The following is a 24,931-nucleotide window of genomic DNA, read 5'->3' on the forward strand; positions in this document are numbered from 1 at the left end:
CATGCGTGTTATGCCGAAGGTTCAAGCGGGTTTGGAATTGTTTTATATCCTACTGACATTGCGTTATTCTTCGCAATCCTCTTTCCATGGCCCTATATCGTCGAAATGTGGATCCTGCATAGCTGATCATCTTGTCGCCAGCGCGGGTTGAGTTTTCCATCAATCCAGAGTATCAGCAGCGCAAATTTTCATTGGAGACCGACATGAGCGATCTTGAAAACGATCTTGGCGAAGATATCGACTTCGAAGAATTCGAAGCCCACACCGAAAAATTGCTGGAAGAAGGTCGTACCAAAGACGATCTGTTCGAATTTGTTGGCTTCATGAATATCAATGAAGTCGGCACGCATATGATTGCGGCTGAAATGGTTCTGGACGAAGACGCCATCGACCAGATGAGCGAGAACCTGCGCAAGCTTGATATCGATCTGTCACCGCTGGGCGAGTTGACCGGCGGCCTTAAAGGCGGCGAAGACGTCAAACGTGCACTGGGTGCATTGTTCCTGGAACTGGTTGAGCTTTGCGAACTTGATGAAGATGACGAAGACGCCGGCGAGCTTTCCGAAGAAGCCCTTCTTCTGTTGAACTTCATCAAACGGTTCAATCCGCAGATGCGTCGCCTGACGGTTGCGCTGACCGATACCGACGATGATGATGTGTCGTGCGAGTATGAAGTGACCAACTGGTAAGCTGGTACTTGCCGATCAGGCAGATAATCATGTAGGCAAAAGGCGGGGAACCAACCCTGCCTTTTTCTTTTACGGAGCCATCATTGTGCCTGCCACCATGCCGATCAATGCGACCAAGCGATTGCAGACCTATCACGACCGTCATGCGCGCGGGCTTGAACCCTTTGAAGATGCCGCATTGTTGCGCGACTGGATTTCCGGTCATGGCGACCAGTTTCATTCTGTTGTGGAATGTGATCTGAAACGTTGCCCGAAGATCGTTTATGATTTTTCAGCAAACGGTGATGTGGTGATCGGCGGCACGAGCGACCCGGCACGTCAGACAGAAATCATGTGGCAACAACTGGCCGCGGCAGACGCGCCGGTCGGGATCGGCCGATATCGCGAAGACCGTGTCTGTTATCAATCCGAACAGTTCAAAAACGACGGTGAAGCCCGAAGCCAGCATCTGGGCATCGATCTGTTTGCAGCCGCCTATACGCCGGTATTTGCGCCCCTTGATGGCGTCGTGCACAGCTTTGCAGACAACAATTTGCATCTTGATTACGGGCCGACCATCATCTTGCAACATGAACCGGCGGGTGGCGTGCGCTTTTACACCCTGTATGGTCATCTGAGCAGACCGTCCCTTGAAGGACTTTATAAAGGCAAGGAAATCCGCGCCGGCGAGCTGTTTTGCCGGTTTGGCGATTTTCCGATCAATGGTGACTGGATTCCGCATCTGCATTTTCAGATCATTTTTGACATGCTGGGCCGGGAAGGGGACTATTTCGGGGCGGCAAAACCATCGGAATGGGATATCTGGACAAGCATTTGCCCGGACCCGAACCTGATGTTGCAGATGCCTGAAAATGTTGTCGCCAGCCGGGATGGCAAATAGATGCAGCCCCGTTTGAAAGCAGGACTTTGGGTTCGTGGCCAGATTGCCATTTGCCAGTCAAACCTGATCACGGCCATGGTGCTCCATAAGGGCAACGAGGATGCGGGGGCGGTTTTGTTGAAGCTGAATCGGTTCGATGCCGGGTGTTTCGTCTATTCCCGGGTTACGACACTGGACGGCGATCTTGGCTGGATGCTGGTTGCAGGCGGTCCAGATGGCGGGCGTGAAACCGAATTTGCCTGTGATACCTATTGGCGCAAGCAAATCGACTTTGACCGCGATGTCTGGGTTCTCGAAATCGAAGACCATAAAGGCCAATACGAACTTGATGCACCCGTCGTCGATTATTAGAGCGCGGATCGTCAGTTCCGGTAAAGGTGCGCCACAATACCGATTCACCAAAAGAAAAAGGCTGGCGCCAATGTGCCAGCCTTTGTTCTGATCGCAGCGCGGGATCAGGCGGTGCGCTGAAGCAGGTGGTAACCGAAATCGGTTTCAACCACGTCAGAGGTCGCACCGACATCCATGCTGAATGCAGCAGCATCGAATTCCGGAACCATCATGCCACGGCCAAAGAAGCCAAGATCGCCGCCCTGCTGGCCGGACGGGCAATCGGAATTAGCTTTTGCCAGTTCTGCAAAATCGGAACCGTTTGCGATCTGGTCTTTAAGGGCATTGATTTCGTTCAATGCTTCTTCTTTGGTGCGGGTGGCGGTCGAACGTGCCGAACCGGCATACATCAGAAGAATGTGCGACGCGCGAACTTGTTCACTCATAACTGGTCCTTTCTTCCGCCAAGGCTTGCGCCAGACGGATTTTCTGCAAGATTAGAAGTTTATGGATAAAGCCAAGGGTCCAAATCCATGCACAGTCGTATACACCTGTACATGGGCTTGGGCCCTAGACATTGTCCATGCCTTGTGGCTTGTTACGACAAATTGAACCGAGATGAAAGAGAAGAGGCAGATTGATGCTTGCTGTTGTGTCCCCGGCCAAGAAGCTGGATTTCGAAACGGACGTGCCGGAAATGGCCGTTTCCCAACCGGCGTTTCTCGATGACACGGAAGAATTGATTGAAGTTGCACGGAAAAAGAGCCGTGGCGATTTGATGAAGCTGATGGGGATCAGTGAAAACCTTGCGGATCTGAATTATCAGCGCTTCCAGCATTTTTCACGGCCTTTTGATCGCAGCAACGCAAAACCGGCGATCTTTGCCTTTCGTGGTGATACCTATGTCGGCCTTGATGCCGACACCATGAAGGATGCCGATATCGACTGGGCCGAGGACCATTTTCGGATGCTGTCGGGGCTTTATGGTCTGTTGAAGCCGCGTGATCTGATGCAGCCTTATCGCCTTGAAATGGGTACACGGCTTGAAAATCCGCGTGGCAAGGACCTTTATGCGTTTTGGGGTGACAAGATCGCCAAAGAGATCAACAAGCTTACCGAAGGTCACAAAGACCGCAGCCTGATCAATCTGGCATCCAACGAATATTTCAAGTCGGTCAAGACCAAGCTGCTTGATGGACCGGTCATCACACCGGTCTTTAAGGAAGTCAAAGGCGGTGCTGCCAAGGTTGTCGGCTTCTCAGCGAAGCGTGCGCGTGGCATGATGGCGCGTTACATGATCGACAATCGACTGGAAAACCCGCAAGACCTTAAGAAATTCAATGTTGACGGTTATTGCTACCAGGATGACCTGTCAAACGAGACGGAGTGGGTCTTTACCCGCGTCCATGACCAGTAACGACAATTTTTCGGTGAGTACGTATGACCGACGAGCATCTTGAACAGCTCGAGGAAGAAAATCATTTACCCGAATCTCATCCGTTTTCCGGGTATTTGAGAACGTTCTTTCGGGGGCCGGGCCGTTCACGCAGCCTGACGCGCGAAGAGGCATTTGATGCCTTTTCAATGATCCTGCGCGATGAGGTCGAGCCGATCCAGCTTGGCGCGTTTTTGCTTATGCTGCGCTATCGGGCGGAAACGCCGGAAGAACTCGCAGGCATGATCGAAGCCGTGCGCAAAGCCGCAAGGCTTGATGCGGATGATGGACAGGACGCCAACCCGGTGGGCCGCCCCATGCTTGATTGGCCGTCATATGCGGCGGGTCGAACACGTGGTCTTCCGTGGTTTGTATTGTCGGCACATTTGATATCGCAGAACGGTGTTCCGGTTCTGATGCACGGTTATAACTCGCATCTGGTCAATGGTCTTGGAACCGAGGCCGCAATCAAGGCGCTTAAGCTGCCGATCGCGATGTCGGCCGAAGAAGCCCGTTCGGATATTGCCGCAAAGGGGTTTGCTTATTTGCCGCTGCGCCATATGCATCCGAAATTGCAGGAACTGATCGGGCTGCGGTCGCTTTTGGGGCTGCGCAGCCCGGTGAATACCCTGTTGCGGTTGCTAAACCCGTTACAGGCACGGGCCGCGTTCCTGGGGGTGTTTCATCCGGCGTTTCTGGATGTGCATCGCGAAACCGGCAAGCTTCTTGAACTGCCGCGAATTGGTGTGATCAAGGGCGGGGGCGGCGAAGCAGAACGCACACCGTTCAAACATGTTGATCTTCGGATGCTTGATAACGGCGAGCTTTGTGACGTCCGGTGGCCGGCACTTTTGCCAAAAACCGAAAAAGAAATCGACGATCAAAGCCCGGTGACTCTCAAACACTTCCTTGCCGTTTGGCGCGGCGAGGTCGAGGATGCCCCGGCCGAAGCCAGGATCAAAGGCAGTGCAGCGATGGCGGCATTCCTTGCCGGTAAAGCCGATTATATGGACGAAGCCGAATCCCTGGTGCAGGGGTGGTGGGATAATCGCGATCGCGATATCGGTTGATATCGCGTTTTCGCATTGAATGATCTTATGAAAGCGGGACGGAATGCCGTCCCGTTTTTCGTTCTAGAATGACGAGCCGGGTTCTTTGAGAAACGCGATTTCTTCTGGCGTGGATGTCCGTCCAAGGATGTCATTGCGGTGCGGATAACGCCCGAACCGGTCGATGATTTTCTTGTGTTTGATTTCAAAGCCGTAATTGTGTTCAAGCCCGGGCTGATCAAACAGGGTCATGGCAATTTCATGGATCATTTCGGATTCTGAGTGCATGTAGGGCATGTACAGAAACGCCCGCTGTTCTGGTGATCCAAGTTCCTTGTCCTTACCCAACGATACGGCTTCCTGTGCGAGAACAAGCGCGATCGGATCGGCAGCAAATGATTGCGGTGTGTCGCGGTACATGTTGCGCGAAAACTGATCCAGAACGATGATTTCGGCAAGGCGCCCCGATGCGGTGTTGCGCCAGGTGAAAAGTTCACCGGCGAGGGCCGCGGCATGAATGTCGGAAAATCGTTCGGCAATGTGGGTATCAAGTGCAGTATCCTTGATAAACCATTGCTTTTGTTCGAGTTCCTTGAACCAGAAGTCCAGGACTGTTTCAGGAGCCATCATTTCCAACCCATTCCATGTAAGGCCAATCGCAAAAATGTGCGATGTGTTTGCTGATCTTTGCCGCGGGAAGGGCGAAGGTCAAGCAATGGCGCGAAAAGATAATCCGTTCGGATGCGGGCAAAGAGTTGACAGGTGTTTGCCGCCCATGGAATATGAACGCGTCTTGGGTGTTGATCCATTGGATCGGCTTAAAAGGGAACGTGGTGCGTTACGACAATGCCACGGCTGCCCCCGCAACTGTAAGTGGTCCGAGCATTACCTATGCCACTGGTGACAAACCGGGAAGGCGTAATGCTTTTGAAACCACGAGCCAGGAGACCTGCCTTTGACTGCCGGACACGGCTTGTCCGGTACTGAACTGTTGGACGCCGGGGTGAGCGTCAGGTTGCAGGGAAAAGGCGGTCTCGTCGTGAAACCGGTATCTTGCTTCCAGCCATCCTATCGTTCTTGATCCTAACTCTGTGCGTCGGGAAACTTTTCTGACGTGCATCGTTCGTGAAAAGAGACGATTACATGTTTAAAACTCTTGGCAAGCTTGCGATTGCAAGTGCCTGTTTCGCGTTCGCGTCACAAAGTGCGCACGCCCATTTTCAATTGGCCTATACACCGGAAGTCAATGTGACCGCCCCCGGCGAACTGCCGGTGAAACTGATATTCTGGCATCCGTTCGAAAACGGACATGTCATGGATATGAAAAAGCCGGTGGCGTTTTACGCAATCCATCGCGGTGATAAAATTGATTTATCTTCAACGCTTTCTGAGGTGACCTTCACAGGGAAGGAGAATACCGCCAAGGCGTATGACGGTACTTTGACCCTTAAGCGCAGTGGCGATTACGTGATGGTGGTGGTGCCCGAACCCTATTACGAAGAAAGCGAAGATATCTTCATTCAGCAGATCACCAAGTCCTATGTGAACCGCAACGAAATCCCGACCGACTGGATGGAGGCACAGGGACTTGTGACCGAAATTCTGCCGTTAAACCGGCCGACCAACATTGTCGCAGGTTCGACCTTTACCGGTCGTGTGCTGAGTAATGGTGAACCGGTATCCGGGGTCGAGGTTGAAATCGAATATATGGCAGCCGAACCCGATATGGACCGTAACGCGCCCAAGGAACCGACAGCAGGACCGATGCCCGGTGGGGCGATTGTCGCGATTACCGATGCCAACGGGTATTTTACGTTCGGGATCCCCAAGGCCGGATTTTGGGGTTTTGCGGCCCTTGGCAGTGGGCCGGACAAAGAATTTCAGGGAAAAGAGCTTTCACAGGATGCAGTCCTGTGGGTTCGCGCCTATGATGTGCAATAGGCTTGGGGACAAAATAGATGCATATTGTTGACGGGGCACTGGCCCCAGAGGTGCTGATTGGCGGTGGCGTGCTTGCAGTCGCGGGGCTTGGCCTTGGATTGCGCAAACTGCCAATCGATAAAATTCCGGCGACGGGGGTGTTGTCGGCGACGTTCTTCGTCGCCTCCCTGATCCACGTGCCGGTCGGTCCGTCGAGCGTGCATCTGATTATGAGTGGCCTGGCCGGGCTTGTGCTTGGCTGGACCGCATTCCCGGCACTTTTTGTCGGGCTTTTGTTGCAGGCCATCTTTTTCGGATTTGGCGGTTTGACTGTATTGGGGGTCAATACCGTCAATATTGCGTTTCCTGCGGTGATTGCCGGTTTCATGTTTCGCGGATTGGTGTCGCGAAGCAATCCAACCTTTGCGGCAATCTGGGGCGGGTGTGCCGGTGCGCTTTCAATTGCGCTGACCACCTTGTTCGTGGCCATTTCCCTTGGTCTGAGCGGGGAAGGGTTTGTACCGGCGGCCAAGCTTGTTTTCTTTGCTCATATTCCAATCATGGCGGTCGAAGGTCTGGTGTCTGCAGCAGCGGTTTATCTGATCATGAAGGTCAAGCCGGCCTTGCTGATGGCCGATGCCCGGATCAGCCGATATGACGCACAAAGCCCCGCGATCCTGGCCGAACAGGTGAACGAGGCCAACAATGGCTAAGCTTGCAACAGGAGTGTTTCTGGCAGGCCTTCTGTTCGGAATGCAGGCCGCCCAGGCCCATAAGGTGATTGCATCGGTTTTTCCGAGCGGCACAGCTGTCGAAGGGGAGATCGGGTTTTCCAATGGCGATATGGCTGCGGACACGCTGGTCGAAGTTTTCGACCGGCAGGGAAACAAGATCGATGAAATCAGAACGGATGCTGACGGTTTCTTTGTCTATACGCCAAGCCGGAAAGTTGACCTTGTCTTTCGGGCCGATCTGGGGGCAGGGCATGTTGCAGAAGCCAGTTTTGATATTGCCGACCTGACGGGAATTTCAGGGCCAGGCAGCATTGCCGCAGTTTCTTCGGATGATAGCGCTAACATCACTGTGGATGGGGCAGTTGTCGGGGATAATGCAACCAAAACTGCAATCACCCGCGAACAGGAAGAAGTCATTGCCGCGATCGTTCGTGATGAATTGCGGCCATTGCGTCGGGAAATTACCGCCTACAAGGAAAAGAACGATCTTCAATCGATTCTGGGCGGTATTGGTTATATATTCGGGTTCTTCGGGATTGCCTATTATCTGGCAGCAAGACGTTTGAGAGCCAAAGCAACCAAATCATGAGCCATCTTTTCGGGCATGACCAACCATTAAGCGTTCAGGGAGGCGGGCAACGACCGTCTTCCTTTGTCGGATCGTTTGATCCGCGTGTTCGGGTGGTGGCGGCCGGTCTGTTTTCGGTGATGGTCGTTTCCCTGCATCAGATCGAATTCGCGCTTGCTGCCTTTTTTGCGGCAGTGGCGACGATGTTCATGACTGATTTGCCATTGCGTCTGACCCTGAAACGTATGGCAGCAATGGACGGGTTCATCATCGTGATGCTGGTGATGTTGCCATTCACAACGCCGGGAACCGCCATGTTTACCGTCCTGGGTGCCGAGGCCAGCAAGGAAGGATTGCAACATGCGGTCCTGATCGGCATTCGCGCCAATGCGGTTGTTTTGATGATGCTTAGCCTGCTTGCCGGGTTAACGCCGGTGGGACTTGGGCATACATTATACCGGCTGCGTTGCCCAGCAGCCCTGGTGCATCTCATGATGTTTACGGTGCGCTATATTTCGGTTCTTCATGATGAATATCATCGACTGCGCATGGCCATGAAATTGCGTGGCTTCAAGGCGCGCAACAGCATTCATACCTATCGGTCGCTGGGGTATCTTTTCGGGATGTTGCTTGTCAGGTCCCTTGAACGTGCCGAACGGGTTCTTGAGGCCATGAAATGCCGCGGATTTAGTGGCCATTTCCCGATGATTGATCATCTTGTGTTCCGGCAACGTGATGCCCTTTTCGGGGTGGGGTTTCTGATGCTGGTTTCCGTGTTTGTTATTCTGGATCGTTTTTATGTCGTCGCTTATTGAACTAAACGATATTTCATACGGATACCGCGCCGGGCAAAATGTTCTGGACCGTGTCAGCCTGTCGCTTGAGGCCAATGAAAGATTGTTCATTACTGGTCCGAATGGGGCTGGCAAAAGCACGTTGTTGCGCATTCTGGTCGGTCTGATCAAACCGTTTGGCGGCGAAATCAGGGCGTTTGGAATACCGCGTGTAACGGACAAGGATTTCCATGATCTGCGCTGTCGGGTCGGGTTTATTGTCCAGGACCCCGATGATCAGCTGTTTTGTCCGACCGTGGTCGAAGATATCGCTTTTGGTCCGCTTAATCTTGGGGCCAGCCGCGAAGAGGCACTGGCGATTGTTGACGAGGTTCTTGATCAACTTCATCTCAGACATTTGCGCGAACGCATCACCCACGAGCTTTCAGGCGGGGAAAAGAGGCTGGTTTCTGTGGCGGCGGTTCTTGCCATGAAGCCCGATGTTCTTTTGCTTGATGAGCCGACGAACGCGCTGGACGAAGAAAACCTTCACCGGCTTGAGGAGATCTTGCTGGAACTGCCGCAAGCCATGATTCTGGTGTCGCATGACCCGCATTTCCGCCGGAAACTGGCTACCCGGACGCTGGAGTTGCGCGCCGGGAAAATGTCGCAGGCCAAGGAACTTGCACCAAAAAAATGTACCGCATCCGATCGCGCCCGGCAAAATGCCAAGGCCGATGATCATTCATTTGAAAGTCTTTGACGGTTTAAGATAGGGTGTAAGGCGACACACAGCCCGGATGCCCCAACATGTCGCCATTTTCCATTTCGGCCTTTCGACATCTTTTTGCTGCCCAGATCACGTCCCTGATCGGGACAGGATTAACCACGGTCGCCCTGTCACTTCTGGCGTTTGATCTGGCCGGGGCGGATGCGGGACGGGTATTGGGATCCATTCTGGTTTTGAAGATGGTCGCGTATCTGGTGATCGCCCCGATTGCCGGTGGGATGGCGCATTTGTTGCCGCGCCGGACATGGCTTGTCGGGCTTGATATCTTGCGTGCTGCAATTGTTCTGTGTTTGCCCTTTGTCGATCAGATCTGGCAGATTTTTGTTCTGGTCTTTGTTGTCAATGCCGCGTCAGCCGCGTTCACACCGGTCTTTCAGGCCATTATCCCGGAAATTCTCGAAGATGAGAAATCCTATACCAAGGGCCTTTCCTATGCCCGCTTGGCCTATGATCTGGAAAACCTGATCAGTCCGGCACTTGCAGCCGCCTTGTTGTTCGTCTGGTCGTTTGACAGTCTGTTTATCGTCAACAGCCTGACATTTGCACTTTCGGCCGCTCTGATTGTGACAACAACAGTGCCGCGCGCCGCCGCGACGGATCGCGAAGGCGGCATTTACGCCAATACGCGGTTTGGGGTGGTGGCATATCTTAAAACACCAAGGCTACGCGGACTTCTGGCCGTTCATTTTGCGGTTTCCTGCGTCGGGGCGATGATCATCGTCAATACGGTTGTTTTGACGCGGTCGATCCTTGGCGGGTCTGAAATCCTGACCACGGTGTTTCTTGCCTGTGCCGGTGGCGGATCAATGGTTGCGGCATTCGTCATGCCCAAGATCATTGATACAGTGGGTGAACGCCGATTGATGATGGCCGGAATTGTCGCCGCATCCCTGGCGATGGTGGCAGGTGCCGTGATCATGAGGGCGGGCATTCGCGATGTTGCCGCCTTTGCGCTGCTTTGGGTGTTTGCCGGGGCCGGAACCACATTTGCGCAGACGCCAGGTGGACGGTTGGTACAACGATCAGCCGGTGCAGGGGATCGTTCCGCATTCTTTGCCGCCAATTTTGCACTGTCGCATGGTGGATGGTTGATTGCATATGGGGTAATTGGATGGATTGGCAGTCTGGCCGATATTTCGGTAGCGTTCTGGGTGTCGGGCGGGCTTGCATTTTGCTGTGCTGTGATGGCGCGCGTTCTTTGGCCCAAACAAGACCAGCTTGAACTTCAGCACAGCCATCCCGGTTTCTGGCATGAACATCCCCACGATCATGCCGATGAACACCATGGACATGTCCATCCCGCCGAAGCAGCCGCGACGTCGTCGAACGATGCAAAGCATCATGATGACGGTCACCAGCACGCGGAAGAAGACCGGTCAAAGCACCGGCACCGCCATTATCATCCGCCGGTCAGCCACAAACATCGCTTCGTGATTGACAGTCACCATACCCGCTGGCCGGTGGAAAGTGGTGAAATGGTCTGATTGCGGTTGTTAGACAGATGTCTGTTTACGGGCGCGGACCCACGCCAAGATTCCGAAAATACCAATAATCACACCGATGCCGCCCATGATATCGGACATACGAACATCATTGCGATAGGCGTTTACTTCCTCGCGAAGCGGGCCGATCTGTCGTGCGACGGCATGATTGATCAAGCTGGTCAATTCGTCGCGCGTCAGGGCCTTTAGCCCGATTGGGGCGGTTGCCGATGATGACGGCGTGGTCATGGTCGGGGCGACCGCGGCATCGGGGGTGTTATCGGTCACAAAGCTTGCCGTGATGTCCGATGCATTTTTCGCGGGTGGAAGGTTTTCGGAAAACTCGTCCTCGGTCAGGGTGAATGTGGCGACATGACCATCGCCGGTATTGGCCTGAACGACATAGGGCGTCCGGTGGCTGACGCGGATAGCAAAGGCACCGTTTTGATCAGTGCGGGCCGCCGCCACTACCGCGCCATCATCGGCATGAAGTTCAATTTCAGCAGTACGGGCGCGCGTCCCGCCAGTGAAATAGACATATCCTTCAATAGTGTCGCCGGTGCTTATGGCAAAGACATTAAGGTTGTGGGCCTGTGCGGCAGAAACGCCAAAAGCACAGAAAAGCAAAATGAAAAGACCAAAGCTGCGCAAACGACTTGTCATGGGGGCAGGCCAATCGATTAAGGATGAATGCAATTTCAATAGCAGAACTTACGAACGGGTAAGTGGCCCGGACCACTTACCCGCTGGGTTCAGTTCATCTGATCGGTTTTGACCCACAGCACACCGCCGCGTTCGACCGGAACCTGGCTGCCGCTGTCAGGTGCGGTCATTGTGCCGTCTTCGATCAAGGCTGCAAACACCCACCAACCTTCCTTGGGCATTGCATAATGGAAGATGCCATTCGCATCAGCTTTGATGACCTGTGTGGCAAAAGTCGCATTGGGAAGGGTGATACTGCCGTCACTGGCATATTCAACTTCAACTTCGGCAAAGGGAACAGGATCGCCATTGTGGCGCACCATTCCGGAAAAGATATTGCCGGTCCAGATGCCGTACGGGCGCGTAAGGGGTTCTATTTCCACCGGGAATCCGACCATCTGGTCCCAGTCTTCACCGGAATCATAGGCATCAATGATGGTTTTGGTGTACTGGATAATGAACTTGCCTTCGGCCGGTTCAAAATACGGCACCGGTTCAAGATAGAAGGCATATCCACCCGGTGCCTTCAAGGTGACCTCGGCGTTGAAGGCCGATTTTCCATCCACTGTTTTGGCTTCAAGACTTTGGCGCAAATCGATCTTTTGGTCATTGTATTGCATGCCAAACTGAACTGGCGGTGCCATTTCCATTGCCGGACCATTGGTCATCGGATGGGTAAATGTCAGATCAAGCTTTACTGTGCGGCCGGTATTCTGATCGACCACATTGGTTGACGGAACCATCTTTTGGAAATGTGCCGATGCAGATGATGCGACGATTGATGTGAGAAGCAGTGACAATGATGCCTTTGAAAGCAACCGGGAGGCGAGGGACATTGCAAAGTCCTTTGTTGGAAAAATCAATATCGTCGTCAATCTGACGCATGGCGATGCACTGATTTAGAATATTTCATACGAAATTGCAAAAACGTATGACGTTTTATCTGCCACCTTCAGGCCTGCATCGCAGATCGCGGCCCCGAACCAGCGTCACGAACAGCCCTGTTCCCCGTCAATTCATCGATCCAAAACAGATACTTGGACAAATACGCTTTTAATGTATCGTTGAGCGACACAACAAAAAAACAGGGGCAAACGCATGGAAGTTATCTACGTATCGCACGATGGCGGGACGCACTGGATTGATGCAAAGCAGCGCGAAACCAAAACGCTTGAGGTCGCAATCAGTCAAAGTCAGCCCGGACATCTTATCCGGTTGATTGCCGGGACATACAATATAAGTCAGCCATTGCGTTTGCCGCGAAGTGGCACGGTCGATCAACCGATTGTTATTCGTGGCGATAGTGGTGTGGTCCTGGATGGCAACAGGGGCCCGGATGCGACCGTTTCGGCGACCAATCCGGGGGCGTCGCGGTTTGCAGTCTTCCAACTGATCGATGTTGATCATATCCGCATCGAAGAAATTGTGATCCGGCGTGCGTGGCCATCAGCTGTGTATATTGAAAACAGCTGTGACCTTTCATTTGCCGGACTTGATATTTCCGATGGGACCTATGCCTTTTATGCCAATGGTCCGCGCACCGAACGTATCCGTATCCGGGCCTGTCGATGGGTTCAGGATGTTGCGATCTGGCGCACCATTCGCTGGGACGAAATCCATGACGGCAAAGATGAAGACGGCAATGTGATCAAGGTGCCGTATCGGTATCTTAACGGCGCATTTTTCGGATCGGATGATATTGCAGGCGAAGTCGAGATTTCAAATAACGACATTCGCGACTGTTATAACGGCATCAGGATGGATGTGTCGGCGGACAATGTTGGTGCGCCAGTCGGCACGTTTAATCGCGATGTTCGCATTCTCGATAACCGGTTTAGCTATATACGTGATAATCCCGTGGAACCCGAAGCGATCGCCGTCGGGTGGTGGATTGGCCGAAACCGGTTCTTTAATTGCCACAAGCTGTTTTCCCAGGACGGGGTCAGGGGTGGTTTCTGGTATTACTTTGGCAATATTTGCTGGTTTGACAGCCGCCCGGGACCCGAGGGGGACGAATATAACGGCGGTGCAGTATTCAAGCTGGGCAAAGGTGGAAGCGTACCTCAGCCCGACTATGTTTCGGCCTGCTTGCACAACAGTTTCTTCCTGCGGCAGAAATACATCAAAAAGGGCACCACACGCGGCTTGATCAATGCGCGCAACGCGATTGACCATGCGGACCCAACCGCTTTGCCCGATCAGATGATGCCACTTGATCAGTCCTTTCTGGGCAAGCAGGAAGATATTCAATTGTCGGCAAGTCCACCATTGCCGGTGCGGTTCGAAGGTGATCTGGCCAACCATCCGACCTATCCAGCAGTATTCGATCCTTATGACGGGGTGCTTCATGATCCAAGACCAGCCGAAGGCCCGTTATTTGAAAACAGCTTGGCGGGGCAATTTGATTTGGCCGAATGTCATCGGGTTCCATATTCCTGCGGGTTGGAAATCCCGTTGCCGGATGGGACCACGTGGCATAGTCCGCGCGCGTATTGGCCCGGGGCGATTACAAACGGGCGTGTTATATTCGGGCCGGAATATGTGCCGGTGGATATTGAATATGTTCGATCCTTGCCGATCCCGGGATAACGCACGACGTCATCGTTATCATTGGAATGGCATGTTTCGAGTTTACGTATGCGTAAATATGTTGACTGGAATGTCGGAATGTTGCGATGTTGGCATATTGCAGTCAACAAACAAGAAAAACCATGAACGACAAGCTTTACAGCATTACAGAACTGGCCGAAGAGTTCGACATTACGCCACGCGCCATCCGGTTTTACGAAACCAAGAACCTGCTCGCACCGCAACGGGCCGGGGCGACGCGTGTCTATAATTATCGTGACCGGGCGCGGCTGATGCTTGTCCTTCGCGGCAAACGTCTTGGATTCTCGCTGGAAGATATCAAGGAATATATTGATCTCTATGATGCGGACCGCACCCGGACCGAGCAACTTGCACATTTGATGCTTGTCGGGCGGCGCAGGATTGCGGAACTCGAACAGCAACTTGAAGATGTTCAGACCACGCTTGCAGAGCTTCGCAAAATCGAAGGCGAGGCTGTCGAAAGCCTGCGTGAAAAGGGTATTGATCCGGAAAAGGCGGTCGCAGACATCAAGGCCAAACTGGTTGCCGAGGGCGCCTGACAAATCCAGTTATCGATGAAAAAAAAAGCCCGGCCATAAATGCCGGGCTTTTTTTGTTTGTGGTCAGATCATCATTCCGCATCACGCTGAAGTGGCAGGGTGACTTCAAATACATCCTCGTCAGGAATGTATTTTCGACTAAATCCAAGCTTTTCACAAAGTGTCAGCATGCGCCGGTTGCTTGGCAAAACCTGGCCGATAAAGGTTTCGGTTCCTTTGCGCCGGCAATAGGCGATCATTTGTTCCATCAGAACCCGCCCCAGTCCGCGACCCTTGATGTCGGAGCGGACCATGATGGCATATTCGGCATGTTCATTATTCGGATCGATCACGACCTGAACGATGCCATGTATTTGCCCCTGTTCAGGCCCGTCGGGCACCACAGCAAGGAAGGCCATGTCCCGGTCGTAATCAAGCTGGGTCTGACGGGCCATTTCGGAATGGGGAAGTTCACGCACAGAGCCAAAGAACCGGAAATGGATATCTTCAGGGGTCAGCCGTGACATGAACTCGTAGTGGGCCGGCTCGTCTTCGGGTTTGATCGGGCGCAGAAGATAGGTCGTGCCATCATCCATCACCAGTTCCTGTTTCAGGTGCCTTGGATAAGGATGAATGGCAAGGCGTTTGTCATCGCTGACGACTTTCGGGGTTACCTTGATACGGGCATCAAGGGCAATGACACCGTGCTGATCGGCAAGAAGCGGGTTCATATCAAGCTCAACCACTTCGCCAAGATGCACCACCAATTGCGATAGCCGCACCAGCGTCATGTAAAGGTCTTCCAGATTGACCGGCGGGACGTCCCGATAACCTTTTAGAAGCTTGTAGATGCGGGTGCCTTCGACCAATTCGCGGGCGAGCTTCATGTTCAGCGGGGGCAGGGCCATGGCACGGTCACGGACCACTTCGACCTCGACACCGCCATGACCAAACAGGATCACCGGACCGAAAATCGGATCGGTGGTCATGCCGACAATCAGTTCACGTGCCCCGGCACGGGTGACCATTTCCTGAATGGTAAAGCCGCGTAGTCGCGCCTTTGGGAACTTTTGGGCGATGGTGCGCTGCATCTTGGTCGCAGCGGCACGAACCTCGTCACTGCTGTCAAGATTAAGTACAACGCCGCCAACGTCTGACTTGTGGCTGATATCATCAGACAGAATCTTAAGAGCGATCGGATAACCTATATCATCGGCGGTACGAACGGCTTCTTCGACGTCACTTGCCGCAATCGTTTTGACCGTATTGATCCCATAGCATTCCAGAACGGCTTTTGCTTCCGGTTCGGTCAGCATGTCACGCCCGGCGTGAATGGCACTGTGAATGATGCTGCGTGCCTTGTCGGTTTGGGGCGTGTAATCGCGCGGAACGGATGGCGGCGTTTCCATCAGCAGGTCCTGCAATTTGCGATAATTGACCATATGCTGAAAAGCAGCGACCGCATTTTCCGGCGTGCGATAGGTTGGAATGCCTGCCGCATAGAACATGTTTCGGGCTTCTGCGACGGTGGCCTCGCCGACCCAGTTGGTCAGGATGTTCTTTTTGCTGTCCTTGATCTTGTCAATCACGCCGCGCGCGACTTCGACCGGATCGGTAATGGCGGTTGGTGCGTGCATGACAAGCAGACTGTCGATATTGCTGTCGGTCAGAACTGTTTCGATGGCCTTGGCATAACGTTCACCAGGGGCATCACCGATAATGTCCACGGGGTTGGCGCGTGACCATGTCGGGGGCAGGACCTTGTCGAGTTCGGCGATCGTGCTGTCGTCAAGTTGTGCCAGATGTCCCTGTCGTTCGATCAGGGCATCAACGGCAAGAACGCCGATACCGCCGCCATTGGTGACGATGCCAAGCTTGTCACCACGGAACGGACGCATGCGCGACAGGGTTTCCGCCGCCGAGAACATTTCACTGACGGTATAAACGCGCAGCACGCCAGCCCGTTTGATAGCGGCATCAAATACGTCATCGGCCCCGGCCAGCGCACCGGTATGCGATGCCGCAGCAGCCGCACCCTCGGCAAAGCGGCCGGACTTGATGCACAGGATCGGCTTGTTACGCGATGCTGCGCGGGCAGCCGAGATAAAGCTTCGGCGTTCATGGATGGATTCGATATAAAGCATGATCGCGCGGGTGTTGGGATCAGACCCGAGATAGTCGATCACATCCCCGAAATCGACATCATCACATTCGCCAAGCGATATAAAGTGCGAGAACCCGATTCCGCGTGCCGCAGCCCAATCGAGAACCGCCGTACATAACGCGCCGGATTGCGAGACAAAGGCAATTTTACCACTGCCGATATTCTGGTGGCTGAAACTGGCATTCAATCCGATGCCCGGCACCATCAACCCAAGACAGTTCGGTCCCAGAAGGCGCATCTTGCGTTGGGCGGCGATATCGAGCATCGCCTGTTTGACTGTGCGTTTGTCATCGTACTGTTCGGCACCAAGGCCCGCGGTCAGAACAATGGCCGCCAGGCAGCCTTTTTCCGCAAGGCATTCCATGACCGGGACAACTGCTTTGGGCGGAACGCAGATCACGGCCAGTTCGGGCACAACCGGAAGGCTGTTGACGTCAGGATAGGCAAGTACGCCGCCGATCGACTGGCTGCGCGGATTGACCGGCATGATCGGCCCGTCAAATCCCCCTGCAAGCAGGTTTCGCATCAGCACATGGCCAACCGAATGGGGTCGGTTGGATGCACCAATCACGGCGACCGATTTGGGTTTGAACAGATGATCCAGATTAATTGTGCTCATCGCCGGATTCCCGCGTTTTGATGTGGGCTTGTATGGTGGCAGCGTCATCGGTCCGCACATTGCCGTGCGGGCAGGGCAGTGAATAGCCACGCATGAAGTTGCGCGATGTTAAGTCAGCACTGATTATATTGATTTGCTGTGCATCAATAAAGCACTGAGGCCACGAAGTTTTTATGGCACGCGTGGCGCGCTTTTCCAGCATCGGTTCAAATTCGGGAAATCGGGGCCGGACGGGGCGTGATATTAATGAAGATGACCGTGGTGATCGTCATCGTCATAGCGTTCGGAATCTTCGATCCATTGTTCGACTTCGCCAGCCGATGTCATTGCCAGCGCAATTTCCAGATCATTCTGGACATGGGCGAGACTATCGAACATCGGGCACCAGCCAAATGCCTGAATGCGGGGGTCCGTGGTCGATGAAATGGTGAAAAGATCACCGTCAATCGGGTGCACCATACCGTGAATGACTTCATTTTCACCGGTGATCAGCCAGCCGCGTGTTTCGCCGGAAAGAGTGGCCAGCTTTACTTCGCGCAATTCAATTTTGACGGTTTTCATGATGCGGTGCCTCAATCTGCGACGTATCAAAAACAAAAGGGACCGAACATAATGTTCGGTCCCTTTTTAATTGGCTCCGGCAGCAGGACTCGAACCTGCGACCCAATGATTAACAGTCATTTGCTCTACCAACTGAGCTATGCCGGATCAGGCGTTGCGCTCCGTCCGAAGCGCGTGGAGGGTGTATAATCAAACGGCCCGAACGCCGCAAGACCTTTTTTACGAAAAAAAGACCAAAATTTCGTCTTTTTGGCATTGGAATGCCGTTGTGCGACTGTGGGTTAACCACCATGCGAAGTTAATCGCAAAAAGGTTGGTGCACGGTCACAAAAGGCGGTGACTGAATATGTGGAATTTCACATCAATACCGAGCAGGAAACCGCGTCCACCATCCATGGATAGTCAAACGGCGCTGGATGACCAAAGATCGTAATGGGCAGGTGGCGTGGTGCAGGAAGATCGGGAAGGGTACAAAGCAAAAACCCCCGGAACAGAGTTCCAGGGGTTTATGGCTCCGGCAGCAGGACTCGAACCTGCGACCCAATGATTAACAGTCATTTGCTCTACCAACTGAGCTATGCCGGATCAGTGGAGGCGCGAGCCGGAATCGAACCGGCGTGCAAGGATTTGCAGTCCTCTGCGTAACCACTCCGCCATCGCGCCTTCGCGTTGGCTGGAGCGGTGTATAGCCTCATAGAATACGACCCGTCAAGCACCCAATTTTACATTTTTTAAACAGCGGCTTGATTATCCGCCTGAAAGTAGACGAACCGCCCGAGAAATGATCCCGGGCGGTTTGATGTTCGTAAGCGACATACCTTGAAAGGGCACGTTATTCGGCGGTCTTCTTGCCAAATTTGCGTTCAATCCACGGGGCGATTTTTTCTTCGCGGATCTTGCTGGGCGCAAAATCAAGGTTGGCAATCGTATCAAGGACGTGTTCGACCTTGAACGGCAAGGTCGCATTCGGGCCTTCGATCATGATTTCACCGCTTGCACCTTCCGGGATCGGTTCTGCGAGCGATACTTTCACCCCGCCGACCGAAAGGTCGATGGTCTGTCCGCGGACCGATTTACCGCCGATTTTGACCGTGACAGCCAACTGGACATCATATCGCGGATCTTTGCGACGGTTGACTTCCGGGGTGGCTGTACGAACGATTCGAACAAGGCTGGCGCGGAGTTCGGCTATGCTTTCGTCGACTTCCTCGGCGATTTTGTTCATCTGTGCTGCACGTTCGAGGTTGTCTTGTGCCTCGGATGCGACATGGCCGATTTTTTCGGTCACCTCGTTTGAGGCCTCGGCTGTCTGAACGACGTTTCGGGCAATTTCCTGCGTTGCGTCATCCTGCTGGCGTACGTTGACGGCAACGTTGGACGCAACTTCGTCAACGCGGCGGATGCTTGCCGTCATTTGCTGAACTGTCGAGACGACAGAGCTGGTGACATTCTGGATTTCACCAAGCTGGCGCGAGATTTCCTCGGTCGATTTGGATGTCTGGTTTGCAAGGTTTTTGACTTCCTGTGCGACCACGGCAAAGCCTTTGCCTGCGTCACCGGCACGTGCGGCTTCGATCGTCGCGTTCAAAGCCAGCAGGTTGGTTTGGGCTGCGATGTCGCTGATAAGCTCGGCGACCTCGCCAATCTTGCTGACACTGTCCTGAAGCGAATTAACCGTGTGTTCGGCACTTTCACCGGCCTGGTTGGCTTCGGCGGTCAGTGTCGTGGCTTCTTCGATCTGACGGGTGATTTCGCGGATCGATGCGGCCAGTTCCTCGGATGCACCCGACACGGTTTCCGCGTTGGCCAGGGCCTCGTGTGCGGCTGCGGCCACACTTTCCGAGTTTTCGGAAACGCGTTCGGAGGATCCGGCCATCTCGCCGGCTGCCGAATTCAGGCGATGCGTCTGGTCAATGATGGACTGAACGACTTTCTGAAGTTCCTGTTCGACCGTTTCCGCCAATCCGCGCAGGGCGCCAACGCGTTGGGAATTCGCCTTTGCTTCGTTTTCTTCACGTTCGAGTTTCGCATAGCAGAGCCTTGCATGAAGGCCACGAAGCTGCTGAATCGCCGGTTTGAAGTCCGTCACCTTTGGCATGTTGATGACATAGCTGGTGTCGTTGGCTTCAATCGCGTTGAAATGGGTTTCCATCTGTTTAAGCGGTTGCGTCAGGCGACGTGTCATCCAGACGCCATAGGCAATGGTCAAGGCGACCGCGGCAATGAAAATGGCAATCTCGAAGATCACGGCCTTCAGGAAGGCGCCCTCGGCGCTGGCGATGCGTTGACTTGCGACTTCGTTCTGAACAACCGTCAGGGTGATGACCTGTTGCATCACCGGATCAAGATTTTGATAAAGCTCGTCGGTGACCAGTGCATCAAGTGCGGCCATGTCTTTGGCTACCATGGCCTGACGCAGGCGATCCATCACCCCGTTGGCAGCGGGGAGAAGTTTCTGGATTTCTTGCACAACCGGGGCCTCACGCGGGCCAAGCTCACGTTTTACATAGGTCTCAAGGTTTTCGTTGATTCGCGCTTTGGCTGTGTCGATGCTTTCAATGGCTTGCTGCCAGTCCATGCTGCCAGCGCGGACCTTGTGAGACGCATCAATCACCGACATGGAATAGTCTGATGAAATCTGTTTGAGCAAACGCAACGGTTTGACCCGGTTTTCATACAGGTTTTCCAGATTCTTTTCGGTCTGATATTCGGCGTACAATCCATACCCGCTAAGCAACATCATCAGCAGGATCATTGTCGCGAATGCCGCAGTCAGGCTGCCCCGGATGCTTGACATAAAGCCCGGTGTTTTTGCCTTGTGGGTGATCTCGCCATATTCAAGCGAGACATCCTTGGCCTTTCCGGCCCGCATATTGGTATAGACGCGCTCGGCTGTTTTCTTTTCTTCATCCGTCGGCTTTGTCCGGATAGAGATAAAACCGGCGATTTTGCCGTTTTCGACCGTTGGCGTGACATTGGCGCGTACCCAGTAATGGTCGCCGTTCTTTGCCCGGTTTTTGACAAGTCCCTGCCATGGCAAGCCGGCCTTGATCGTCTGCCACAGATTTGCAAAGGCCTCTTTGGGCATGTCGCTGTGACGGACAATATTATGGGGAGAGCCAAGCAGTTCTTCCTCGGTAAAGCCACTGATCTCGACGAAGGACTTGTTGGTAAAGGTAATTTTCCCGCCGGAATCGGTTTTTGAGACAAGGATATCCTTGTCCTTCATCAGAACTTCGCGGTTGGTTACCGGTCCATTGTCACGCATTGTATTCCCCTGGATGTCACAAGTAAGTTCAGTTGGGTCGTGTCCGACTGGAAATCGGGTTGCACTTGATCTGAGGGCAGGGGCAGCTCATCGGCGAAGTGGCGCTTTGAGGTTATCCTTGTCCCACTTTGGCATATGTTTACGTGCGATCTTTGCTTTTCAAGTAACGGTTGCGCATATTTTCGCGTAATTCGTACTGTAAAAATGCCGTGTAAATGTTTGAGATGCATCAAATAACAAGGTGACGCTTGCACTTTTGCCAGGTTTTGAACGGGCAAAATGCCGGTTTAAAATAGCGCCGGATTTTTGCATTTGACCGAACTGCGGGTGGATGACGGGTGGAAATGGTCAATCATTTAGCGCGGTCAATGCGTTAAAATCCAAGTCACACATTGATCCGATGTTGTCAGGTGCTTATGTGCTGACTATAAACAGGGCAATTACCGCAACCGTCTTTGGGGACAAAAAGGATTGTTGCGGTTTCTTTCTCGCGAGAATTTTCAGGTCAGATAATCATGGATTACCAAATCGCGCGCCATAACATGGTGGAAAATCAGGTTCGGACCAACAAGGTTACCGATCCGCTGGTCATCGCTGCGATGGAGGAAGTTCCGCGCGAACTGTTCCTGCCTGAAGGCAAACGCGGCATTGCATATGTTGATGAAGATATCCCGGTTGGCGATGGTCGCTTTGCCATGGAGCCGATGGTCATTGCCCGTTTGATGCAGAGCGCACAAATCGCGGAAACGGATGTGGCTCTCGTGATCGGGGCAGGTTTCGGATATGGCAGCGCACTGATTTCGCGCGTCGCAGAAACCGTGGTTGCCGTTGAAAGCAACAAGGAAATGTCCGCAGCAGCCGAAGCCGCGTTCCAGAAGGTCAACTATGACAACGTAATCGTCGTCGAAGGTGATCTTGCAGCAGGCTACGCCAAGCAGGCGCCGTATAACGTGATCATTTTCGATGGTGCTGTTAGCGAAGTGCCGGCAGGCATTCTTGACCAGGTTGCAGAAGGTGGTCGTCTTCTGGCGGTTGTCCGCGAAGCAGGCAAGGTCGGTGTCGCACGTCTGTATGAGCGCGAAAACGGCGTTATCGGTCATCGTGATCTGTTCGATGCAAACATTCCGTATCTTCCGGGCTTTGAGCCGGCGGAAAGCTTTGTATTCTGATTCTTGAAATTGCCCGGTTCATGCCGGGCATTTCTTTTTTTTAAGCACATAGAACATATCCAACTGATCAGGGTTTCATGGTTCAGGAGCTTTCATGCCGCGATTTGGCGGAACAACTCGATCAGAAGAAGCCAATTATACTTCTGGATGTGCGTGAAGACTGGGAAGTCGAAATCTGTATGATCGGGGACTCCTTGCATATTCCGTTGTCGGAATTGCCGGGGAGACGGGCGGAATTGCCTGATGATAAACCAATTGCGATCATCTGCCACCACGGGGTGCGCAGTCGCCATGCGGGAATTTTCCTTGAAGAATATGGATTTAAAGATGTTTTTAATGTTACTGGCGGTATAGATGTCTGGGCGCTTGAAATTGCGCCGGATATGACACGCTACGATTGATTGCCGTAACGACCGGAAAACGGGGCGAATACTTTTTTGGGTTCCAAATGCCTCTTTTCTTGGAAAATTTTGTTTCCGTCGTTACCATACGTGAAACTGCGCCGGGGTCGGGACTTGGTGTAGGATTTTACAAGGGTAGATAAATGATAAAACGGTTCTTGCTGACCTGCAGTATTCTGGCGACCGGCGGATTGGTCGCTGGTGGCGCATCTGCAGAAAGTCTTGAGGACGCTCTCATCAAGGCATATCAGAGCAACCCGACACTCGAAGCGGGTCGTGCGTCTTTGCGTTCGACCGACGAAGAGATTTCGGCAGCGCTGTCAAACTGGCGTCCGAGTGTTACGCTTTCTGGTGATGCCGGTTTCCGTGAATACAATACCGAAGTCAACGGATCGGAAACGGAAAACAGTCTGACACCCTATACTGTTGGTCTGAACGTTACCCAGCCGCTGTATCGTGGTGGTCGTACGACGGCCCAGACCGAACGCGCAGAAGCCCGTATCAAGGCAGCGCGTGCGGCACTTCGTTCTACCGAACAGGATGTGATGTTGCAGGTCGCGACAGCCTATTTCAACGTTCTGCGTGACACGGCCGTTGTCGAACTGAACCAGAACAACGTTCGCGTGCTTGAGCGTCAGCTTGAAGCAACCCGCGACCGTTTTGCTGTTGGTGAAGTAACCCGTACGGACGTCTCGCAGGCCGAGGCGCGCCTTGCCGGTGCGAAGGCCGATCTGATTTCAGCCCAGGGTGCACTTGCCAATACGCGTGCACAGTATGAGCGACTGGTCGGCAATCCGCCGACCGATCTTGAGATTCCGAACCCGCTTGCAGGTCTTCCGACCAGTGTGACCGATGTTCTGTCGATCGCACAGGGTCAGCATCCGGACGTATTGCAGGCACTTTATACCGAAGAAGCAGCCCAGTCGGACATACGTCTGAATGAAGGGTCGCTTTATCCGGAAGTAAACCTGTCGGCAGGTGTCGAACGTGCCCATGAAGGGTCGACCGAAGATTTCACTGCCGATAGCGCCGATATCATCGCATCGGTATCCGTGCCGCTTTATCAGAAGGGCGCTGTTTTCTCTGGCGTTCGTGCTGCCAAGCAGACCGCAGGTCAGGCGCGGATCCAGGTTGATGAAGCACGCCGTGCTGTGATTGAAAATGCAACCAGTGCCTGGGAAACCCTTGTGACGGCACGTGCAAGCATTGAGTCCCAGCAGGCGCAGGTATCTTCGGCGGAAGTCGCCCTGGACGGTGTTCAGCGTGAAGCATCTGTCGGTTCGCGTACTGTTCTTGATGTCCTTGATCAGGAACAGGAACTGTTGCAGGCACGTGTCGATCTTGTCGGGTCGCGCCGTGATGCGGCAGTCGCCGAATTCCAGGTCAAGGCCGCAATGGGCGCGCTTAATGCGCAGGTCCTCGGCCTGCCGGTCGAAGTTTACGACACTGAGTCCAACTACAATAAAGTCAAGGACCAGTGGTGGGGAACAGACTGACCTTTTGAATGTTCAGGGCAGGGTGGTCGTCATCCTGTCCTGAGCGCGCTTTCGGATCGGTCTGGTTAAATGACACTAGTGCGGAATTTTAATTATGAGTGACGGGCAACAAGAACCTTCAATGGAGGATATCCTCCAGTCCATCCGCAAGATTCTTGCAGATGAGGGGGACGAAGAAAAACAGGAAGCCGCTCCTGAACCCGAACCGACGCCAGAACCCGAGCCGGAACCTGAGCCCGAGCCAGAACCCGAGCCGGAACCGGAAGAAGAAATTGACGAACTCGTTCTTGACGATGAACCCGAAGAACTTGAGTTCGACGATGAACCGGAAGAGCTTGAACTCGACGAGCCTGAAGAAGAGCTCGAACTTGATGACATGCTCGATTTCGATGAGACTCCGCTTGAGGATGACCCGGAACCGTTAGAAGACGAATTCGACGAGCCGGAACCCGAACCCGAGCCTGAACCGGCGATGCCGGCACTTTATGACGATGATGATGACGAACCGCTGATTTCGAACATGACGGAATCCTCGGCGACCGGCACCATCTCGGAACTGGCGCAAGCTGTTGCAAAGAAACGCGCAGTTGCGCTTGGCATCAATGCAGGACATGCCACCCTTGAGGATCTGGTACGTGATATGTTGCGTCCGTTGCTTAAGGAATGGCTTGACGAAAACCTGCCCTATATGATCGAACGCCTTGTGAAGAAGGAAATCGAGCGGATTGTGAACCGCGCCGAAGACCTGTAGGCGAGCCGATAGTTGATTTGAAG

General features: G+C 53.5%; 24 protein-coding genes, 3 tRNA genes and 1 riboswitch. Of the genes, 17 read left to right on the forward strand and 10 right to left on the reverse strand.

Annotated elements, in window-relative coordinates; translation table 11 throughout:
- Nucleotides 1-203 precede the first annotated feature (203 nt).
- From CU041_RS06135 to CU041_RS06145, 3 genes are all read left to right on the forward strand, one after another.
- A complete protein-coding gene (locus CU041_RS06135) occupies nt 204-689 on the forward strand; it encodes a hypothetical protein (protein ID WP_068519161.1) in 486 nt (161 codons plus the stop codon).
- Nucleotides 690-774: 85 nt separating this feature from the next.
- Complete coding sequence (locus CU041_RS06140; RefSeq protein ID WP_233433025.1) at nt 775-1,569, forward strand: peptidoglycan DD-metalloendopeptidase family protein; 795 nt, start codon at nt 775-777, stop codon at nt 1,567-1,569.
- Nucleotides 1,570-1,920, forward strand: coding sequence for a DUF1491 family protein (locus CU041_RS06145; protein ID WP_068519159.1), 351 nt, complete (start codon nt 1,570-1,572; stop codon nt 1,918-1,920). It abuts the gene before it with no gap.
- Nucleotides 1,921-2,024: 104 nt separating this feature from the next.
- Here CU041_RS06145 and CU041_RS06150 read toward each other — a convergent pair whose 3' ends face one another.
- Nucleotides 2,025-2,345 (reverse strand): peptidylprolyl isomerase, encoded by a 321-nt coding sequence (locus CU041_RS06150; RefSeq protein ID WP_068519158.1) that lies wholly within the window; start codon nt 2,343-2,345, stop codon nt 2,025-2,027.
- A gap of 194 nt (nt 2,346-2,539) precedes the next feature.
- Between CU041_RS06150 and yaaA the strand changes: the two genes are divergently transcribed.
- The gene (yaaA, locus tag CU041_RS06155; RefSeq protein ID WP_101246152.1) at nt 2,540-3,316 is read left to right on the forward strand and encodes a peroxide stress protein YaaA; all 777 of its coding nucleotides are present in this window, start codon (nt 2,540-2,542) and stop codon (nt 3,314-3,316) included.
- 23 nt (nt 3,317-3,339) lie between these two features.
- Nucleotides 3,340-4,404, forward strand: coding sequence for a glycosyl transferase family protein (locus CU041_RS06160; RefSeq protein WP_101246153.1), 1,065 nt, complete (start codon nt 3,340-3,342; stop codon nt 4,402-4,404).
- Nucleotides 4,405-4,467: 63 nt separating this feature from the next.
- Here the strand turns inward: CU041_RS06160 and CU041_RS06165 are convergent, their stop codons facing one another.
- Nucleotides 4,468-5,013, reverse strand: a complete 546-nt coding sequence (locus CU041_RS06165) for a DUF924 family protein (RefSeq protein WP_233433026.1) — start codon at nt 5,011-5,013, stop codon at nt 4,468-4,470.
- Between the two features lie 148 nt (nt 5,014-5,161).
- Nucleotides 5,162-5,354: riboswitch (cobalamin riboswitch) on the forward strand.
- 172 nt (nt 5,355-5,526) lie between these two features.
- On the opposite strand from CU041_RS06165, the gene CU041_RS06170 reads away from it, so the two are divergent.
- The 6 genes from CU041_RS06170 to CU041_RS06195 are packed head-to-tail and all read left to right on the forward strand — an operon-like array spanning nt 5,527 to nt 10,652.
- The gene (locus tag CU041_RS06170) at nt 5,527-6,324 is read left to right on the forward strand and encodes a DUF4198 domain-containing protein (protein ID WP_101246154.1); all 798 of its coding nucleotides are present in this window, start codon (nt 5,527-5,529) and stop codon (nt 6,322-6,324) included.
- Between the two features lie 17 nt (nt 6,325-6,341).
- On the forward strand, nt 6,342-7,016 hold the full coding sequence (gene cbiM / locus CU041_RS06175; protein WP_101246155.1) for a cobalt transporter CbiM: 675 nt from the start codon (nt 6,342-6,344) through the stop codon (nt 7,014-7,016).
- Nucleotides 7,009-7,626 (forward strand): cobalt ABC transporter permease, encoded by a 618-nt coding sequence (locus CU041_RS06180; protein ID WP_101246156.1) that lies wholly within the window; start codon nt 7,009-7,011, stop codon nt 7,624-7,626. Before cbiM ends, CU041_RS06180 begins: the two co-directional genes overlap by 8 nt.
- Nucleotides 7,623-8,420 (forward strand): cobalt ECF transporter T component CbiQ, encoded by a 798-nt coding sequence (gene cbiQ / locus CU041_RS06185; RefSeq protein WP_101246157.1) that lies wholly within the window; start codon nt 7,623-7,625, stop codon nt 8,418-8,420. The genes CU041_RS06180 and cbiQ overlap by 4 nt, the downstream gene beginning before the upstream one ends.
- Entirely contained in the window at nt 8,404-9,141 is a 738-nt protein-coding gene (locus CU041_RS06190) for an energy-coupling factor ABC transporter ATP-binding protein (RefSeq protein ID WP_101246158.1), read from the forward strand. Before cbiQ ends, CU041_RS06190 begins: the two co-directional genes overlap by 17 nt.
- Before the next feature lie 47 nt (nt 9,142-9,188).
- The gene (locus tag CU041_RS06195) at nt 9,189-10,652 is read left to right on the forward strand and encodes an MFS transporter (RefSeq protein WP_101246159.1); all 1,464 of its coding nucleotides are present in this window, start codon (nt 9,189-9,191) and stop codon (nt 10,650-10,652) included.
- Between the two features lie 9 nt (nt 10,653-10,661).
- Here CU041_RS06195 and CU041_RS06200 read toward each other — a convergent pair whose 3' ends face one another.
- Both CU041_RS06200 and CU041_RS06205 read right to left on the reverse strand, forming a co-directional pair.
- On the reverse strand, nt 10,662-11,312 hold the full coding sequence (locus CU041_RS06200) for a hypothetical protein (RefSeq protein ID WP_101246160.1): 651 nt from the start codon (nt 11,310-11,312) through the stop codon (nt 10,662-10,664).
- Between the two features lie 89 nt (nt 11,313-11,401).
- Nucleotides 11,402-12,187 carry a DUF4198 domain-containing protein gene (locus tag CU041_RS06205; RefSeq protein WP_101246161.1) on the reverse strand — a complete coding sequence of 262 codons (786 nt, stop codon included), beginning with the start codon at nt 12,185-12,187 and terminating at the stop codon, nt 11,402-11,404.
- A 262-nt stretch (nt 12,188-12,449) separates the two neighbouring features.
- Between CU041_RS06205 and CU041_RS06210 the strand changes: the two genes are divergently transcribed.
- On the forward strand, nt 12,450-13,940 hold the full coding sequence (locus tag CU041_RS06210; RefSeq protein WP_101246162.1) for a right-handed parallel beta-helix repeat-containing protein: 1,491 nt from the start codon (nt 12,450-12,452) through the stop codon (nt 13,938-13,940).
- 122 nt (nt 13,941-14,062) lie between these two features.
- A complete protein-coding gene (locus CU041_RS06215; RefSeq protein WP_068519147.1) occupies nt 14,063-14,500 on the forward strand; it encodes a MerR family transcriptional regulator in 438 nt (145 codons plus the stop codon).
- Between the two features lie 71 nt (nt 14,501-14,571).
- Here CU041_RS06215 and CU041_RS06220 read toward each other — a convergent pair whose 3' ends face one another.
- From CU041_RS06220 to CU041_RS06250, 6 genes are all read right to left on the reverse strand, one after another.
- The gene (locus CU041_RS06220) at nt 14,572-17,262 is read right to left on the reverse strand and encodes a bifunctional acetate--CoA ligase family protein/GNAT family N-acetyltransferase (RefSeq protein ID WP_101246163.1); all 2,691 of its coding nucleotides are present in this window, start codon (nt 17,260-17,262) and stop codon (nt 14,572-14,574) included.
- Nucleotides 17,263-17,505: 243 nt separating this feature from the next.
- A complete protein-coding gene (locus CU041_RS06230) occupies nt 17,506-17,823 on the reverse strand; it encodes a hypothetical protein (RefSeq protein ID WP_068519144.1) in 318 nt (105 codons plus the stop codon).
- 71 nt (nt 17,824-17,894) lie between these two features.
- Nucleotides 17,895-17,970, reverse strand: a tRNA-Asn gene (locus tag CU041_RS06235).
- A gap of 362 nt (nt 17,971-18,332) precedes the next feature.
- A tRNA-Asn gene (locus CU041_RS06240) sits at nt 18,333-18,408 on the reverse strand.
- Nucleotides 18,409-18,412: 4 nt separating this feature from the next.
- Nucleotides 18,413-18,486, reverse strand: a tRNA-Cys gene (locus CU041_RS06245).
- A 169-nt stretch (nt 18,487-18,655) separates the two neighbouring features.
- Nucleotides 18,656-21,091 carry a methyl-accepting chemotaxis protein gene (locus CU041_RS06250; protein WP_101246165.1) on the reverse strand — a complete coding sequence of 812 codons (2,436 nt, stop codon included), beginning with the start codon at nt 21,089-21,091 and terminating at the stop codon, nt 18,656-18,658.
- 515 nt (nt 21,092-21,606) lie between these two features.
- Here CU041_RS06250 and CU041_RS06255 point away from each other — a divergent pair.
- From CU041_RS06255 to CU041_RS06270, 4 genes are all read left to right on the forward strand, one after another.
- Complete coding sequence (locus CU041_RS06255) at nt 21,607-22,260, forward strand: protein-L-isoaspartate O-methyltransferase family protein (RefSeq protein WP_068519142.1); 654 nt, start codon at nt 21,607-21,609, stop codon at nt 22,258-22,260.
- Between the two features lie 77 nt (nt 22,261-22,337).
- Nucleotides 22,338-22,661 carry a rhodanese-like domain-containing protein gene (locus CU041_RS06260; protein ID WP_068519141.1) on the forward strand — a complete coding sequence of 108 codons (324 nt, stop codon included), beginning with the start codon at nt 22,338-22,340 and terminating at the stop codon, nt 22,659-22,661.
- 143 nt (nt 22,662-22,804) lie between these two features.
- Entirely contained in the window at nt 22,805-24,157 is a 1,353-nt protein-coding gene (locus tag CU041_RS06265) for a TolC family outer membrane protein (protein ID WP_068519140.1), read from the forward strand.
- 121 nt (nt 24,158-24,278) lie between these two features.
- A complete protein-coding gene (locus CU041_RS06270; protein ID WP_068519139.1) occupies nt 24,279-24,908 on the forward strand; it encodes a DUF2497 domain-containing protein in 630 nt (209 codons plus the stop codon).
- Nucleotides 24,909-24,931: the final 23 nt, after the last annotated feature.

Origin of the sequence: Thalassospira povalilytica (genome assembly GCF_002844235.1) — a bacterium.
In the GTDB taxonomy this organism is placed as follows: Bacteria; Pseudomonadota; Alphaproteobacteria; order Rhodospirillales; family Thalassospiraceae; genus Thalassospira; species Thalassospira povalilytica.

Coding starts and splice junctions, on each gene's coding strand:
- CU041_RS06265 (WP_068519140.1), top strand. CDS start 22,805: ATGATAAAACGGTTCTTGCTGACCTGCAGTATTCTGGCGACCGGCGGA.
- CU041_RS06270 (WP_068519139.1), top strand. CDS start 24,279: ATGGAGGATATCCTCCAGTCCATCCGCAAGATTCTTGCAGATGAGGGG.
- CU041_RS06230 (WP_068519144.1), bottom strand. CDS start 17,823: ATGAAAACCGTCAAAATTGAATTGCGCGAAGTAAAGCTGGCCACTCTT.
- yaaA (WP_101246152.1), top strand. CDS start 2,540: ATGCTTGCTGTTGTGTCCCCGGCCAAGAAGCTGGATTTCGAAACGGAC.
- CU041_RS06135 (WP_068519161.1), top strand. CDS start 204: ATGAGCGATCTTGAAAACGATCTTGGCGAAGATATCGACTTCGAAGAA.
- CU041_RS06210 (WP_101246162.1), top strand. CDS start 12,450: ATGGAAGTTATCTACGTATCGCACGATGGCGGGACGCACTGGATTGAT.
- CU041_RS06165 (WP_233433026.1), bottom strand. CDS start 5,013: ATGATGGCTCCTGAAACAGTCCTGGACTTCTGGTTCAAGGAACTCGAA.
- cbiM (WP_101246155.1), top strand. CDS start 6,342: ATGCATATTGTTGACGGGGCACTGGCCCCAGAGGTGCTGATTGGCGGT.
- CU041_RS06150 (WP_068519158.1), bottom strand. CDS start 2,345: ATGAGTGAACAAGTTCGCGCGTCGCACATTCTTCTGATGTATGCCGGT.
- CU041_RS06145 (WP_068519159.1), top strand. CDS start 1,570: ATGCAGCCCCGTTTGAAAGCAGGACTTTGGGTTCGTGGCCAGATTGCC.
- CU041_RS06170 (WP_101246154.1), top strand. CDS start 5,527: ATGTTTAAAACTCTTGGCAAGCTTGCGATTGCAAGTGCCTGTTTCGCG.
- CU041_RS06180 (WP_101246156.1), top strand. CDS start 7,009: ATGGCTAAGCTTGCAACAGGAGTGTTTCTGGCAGGCCTTCTGTTCGGA.
- cbiQ (WP_101246157.1), top strand. CDS start 7,623: ATGAGCCATCTTTTCGGGCATGACCAACCATTAAGCGTTCAGGGAGGC.
- CU041_RS06260 (WP_068519141.1), top strand. CDS start 22,338: ATGGTTCAGGAGCTTTCATGCCGCGATTTGGCGGAACAACTCGATCAG.
- CU041_RS06195 (WP_101246159.1), top strand. CDS start 9,189: ATGTCGCCATTTTCCATTTCGGCCTTTCGACATCTTTTTGCTGCCCAG.
- CU041_RS06250 (WP_101246165.1), bottom strand. CDS start 21,091: ATGCGTGACAATGGACCGGTAACCAACCGCGAAGTTCTGATGAAGGAC.
- CU041_RS06200 (WP_101246160.1), bottom strand. CDS start 11,312: ATGACAAGTCGTTTGCGCAGCTTTGGTCTTTTCATTTTGCTTTTCTGT.
- CU041_RS06190 (WP_101246158.1), top strand. CDS start 8,404: ATGTCGTCGCTTATTGAACTAAACGATATTTCATACGGATACCGCGCC.
- CU041_RS06160 (WP_101246153.1), top strand. CDS start 3,340: ATGACCGACGAGCATCTTGAACAGCTCGAGGAAGAAAATCATTTACCC.
- CU041_RS06255 (WP_068519142.1), top strand. CDS start 21,607: ATGGATTACCAAATCGCGCGCCATAACATGGTGGAAAATCAGGTTCGG.
- CU041_RS06215 (WP_068519147.1), top strand. CDS start 14,063: ATGAACGACAAGCTTTACAGCATTACAGAACTGGCCGAAGAGTTCGAC.
- CU041_RS06220 (WP_101246163.1), bottom strand. CDS start 17,262: ATGAGCACAATTAATCTGGATCATCTGTTCAAACCCAAATCGGTCGCC.
- CU041_RS06205 (WP_101246161.1), bottom strand. CDS start 12,187: ATGTCCCTCGCCTCCCGGTTGCTTTCAAAGGCATCATTGTCACTGCTT.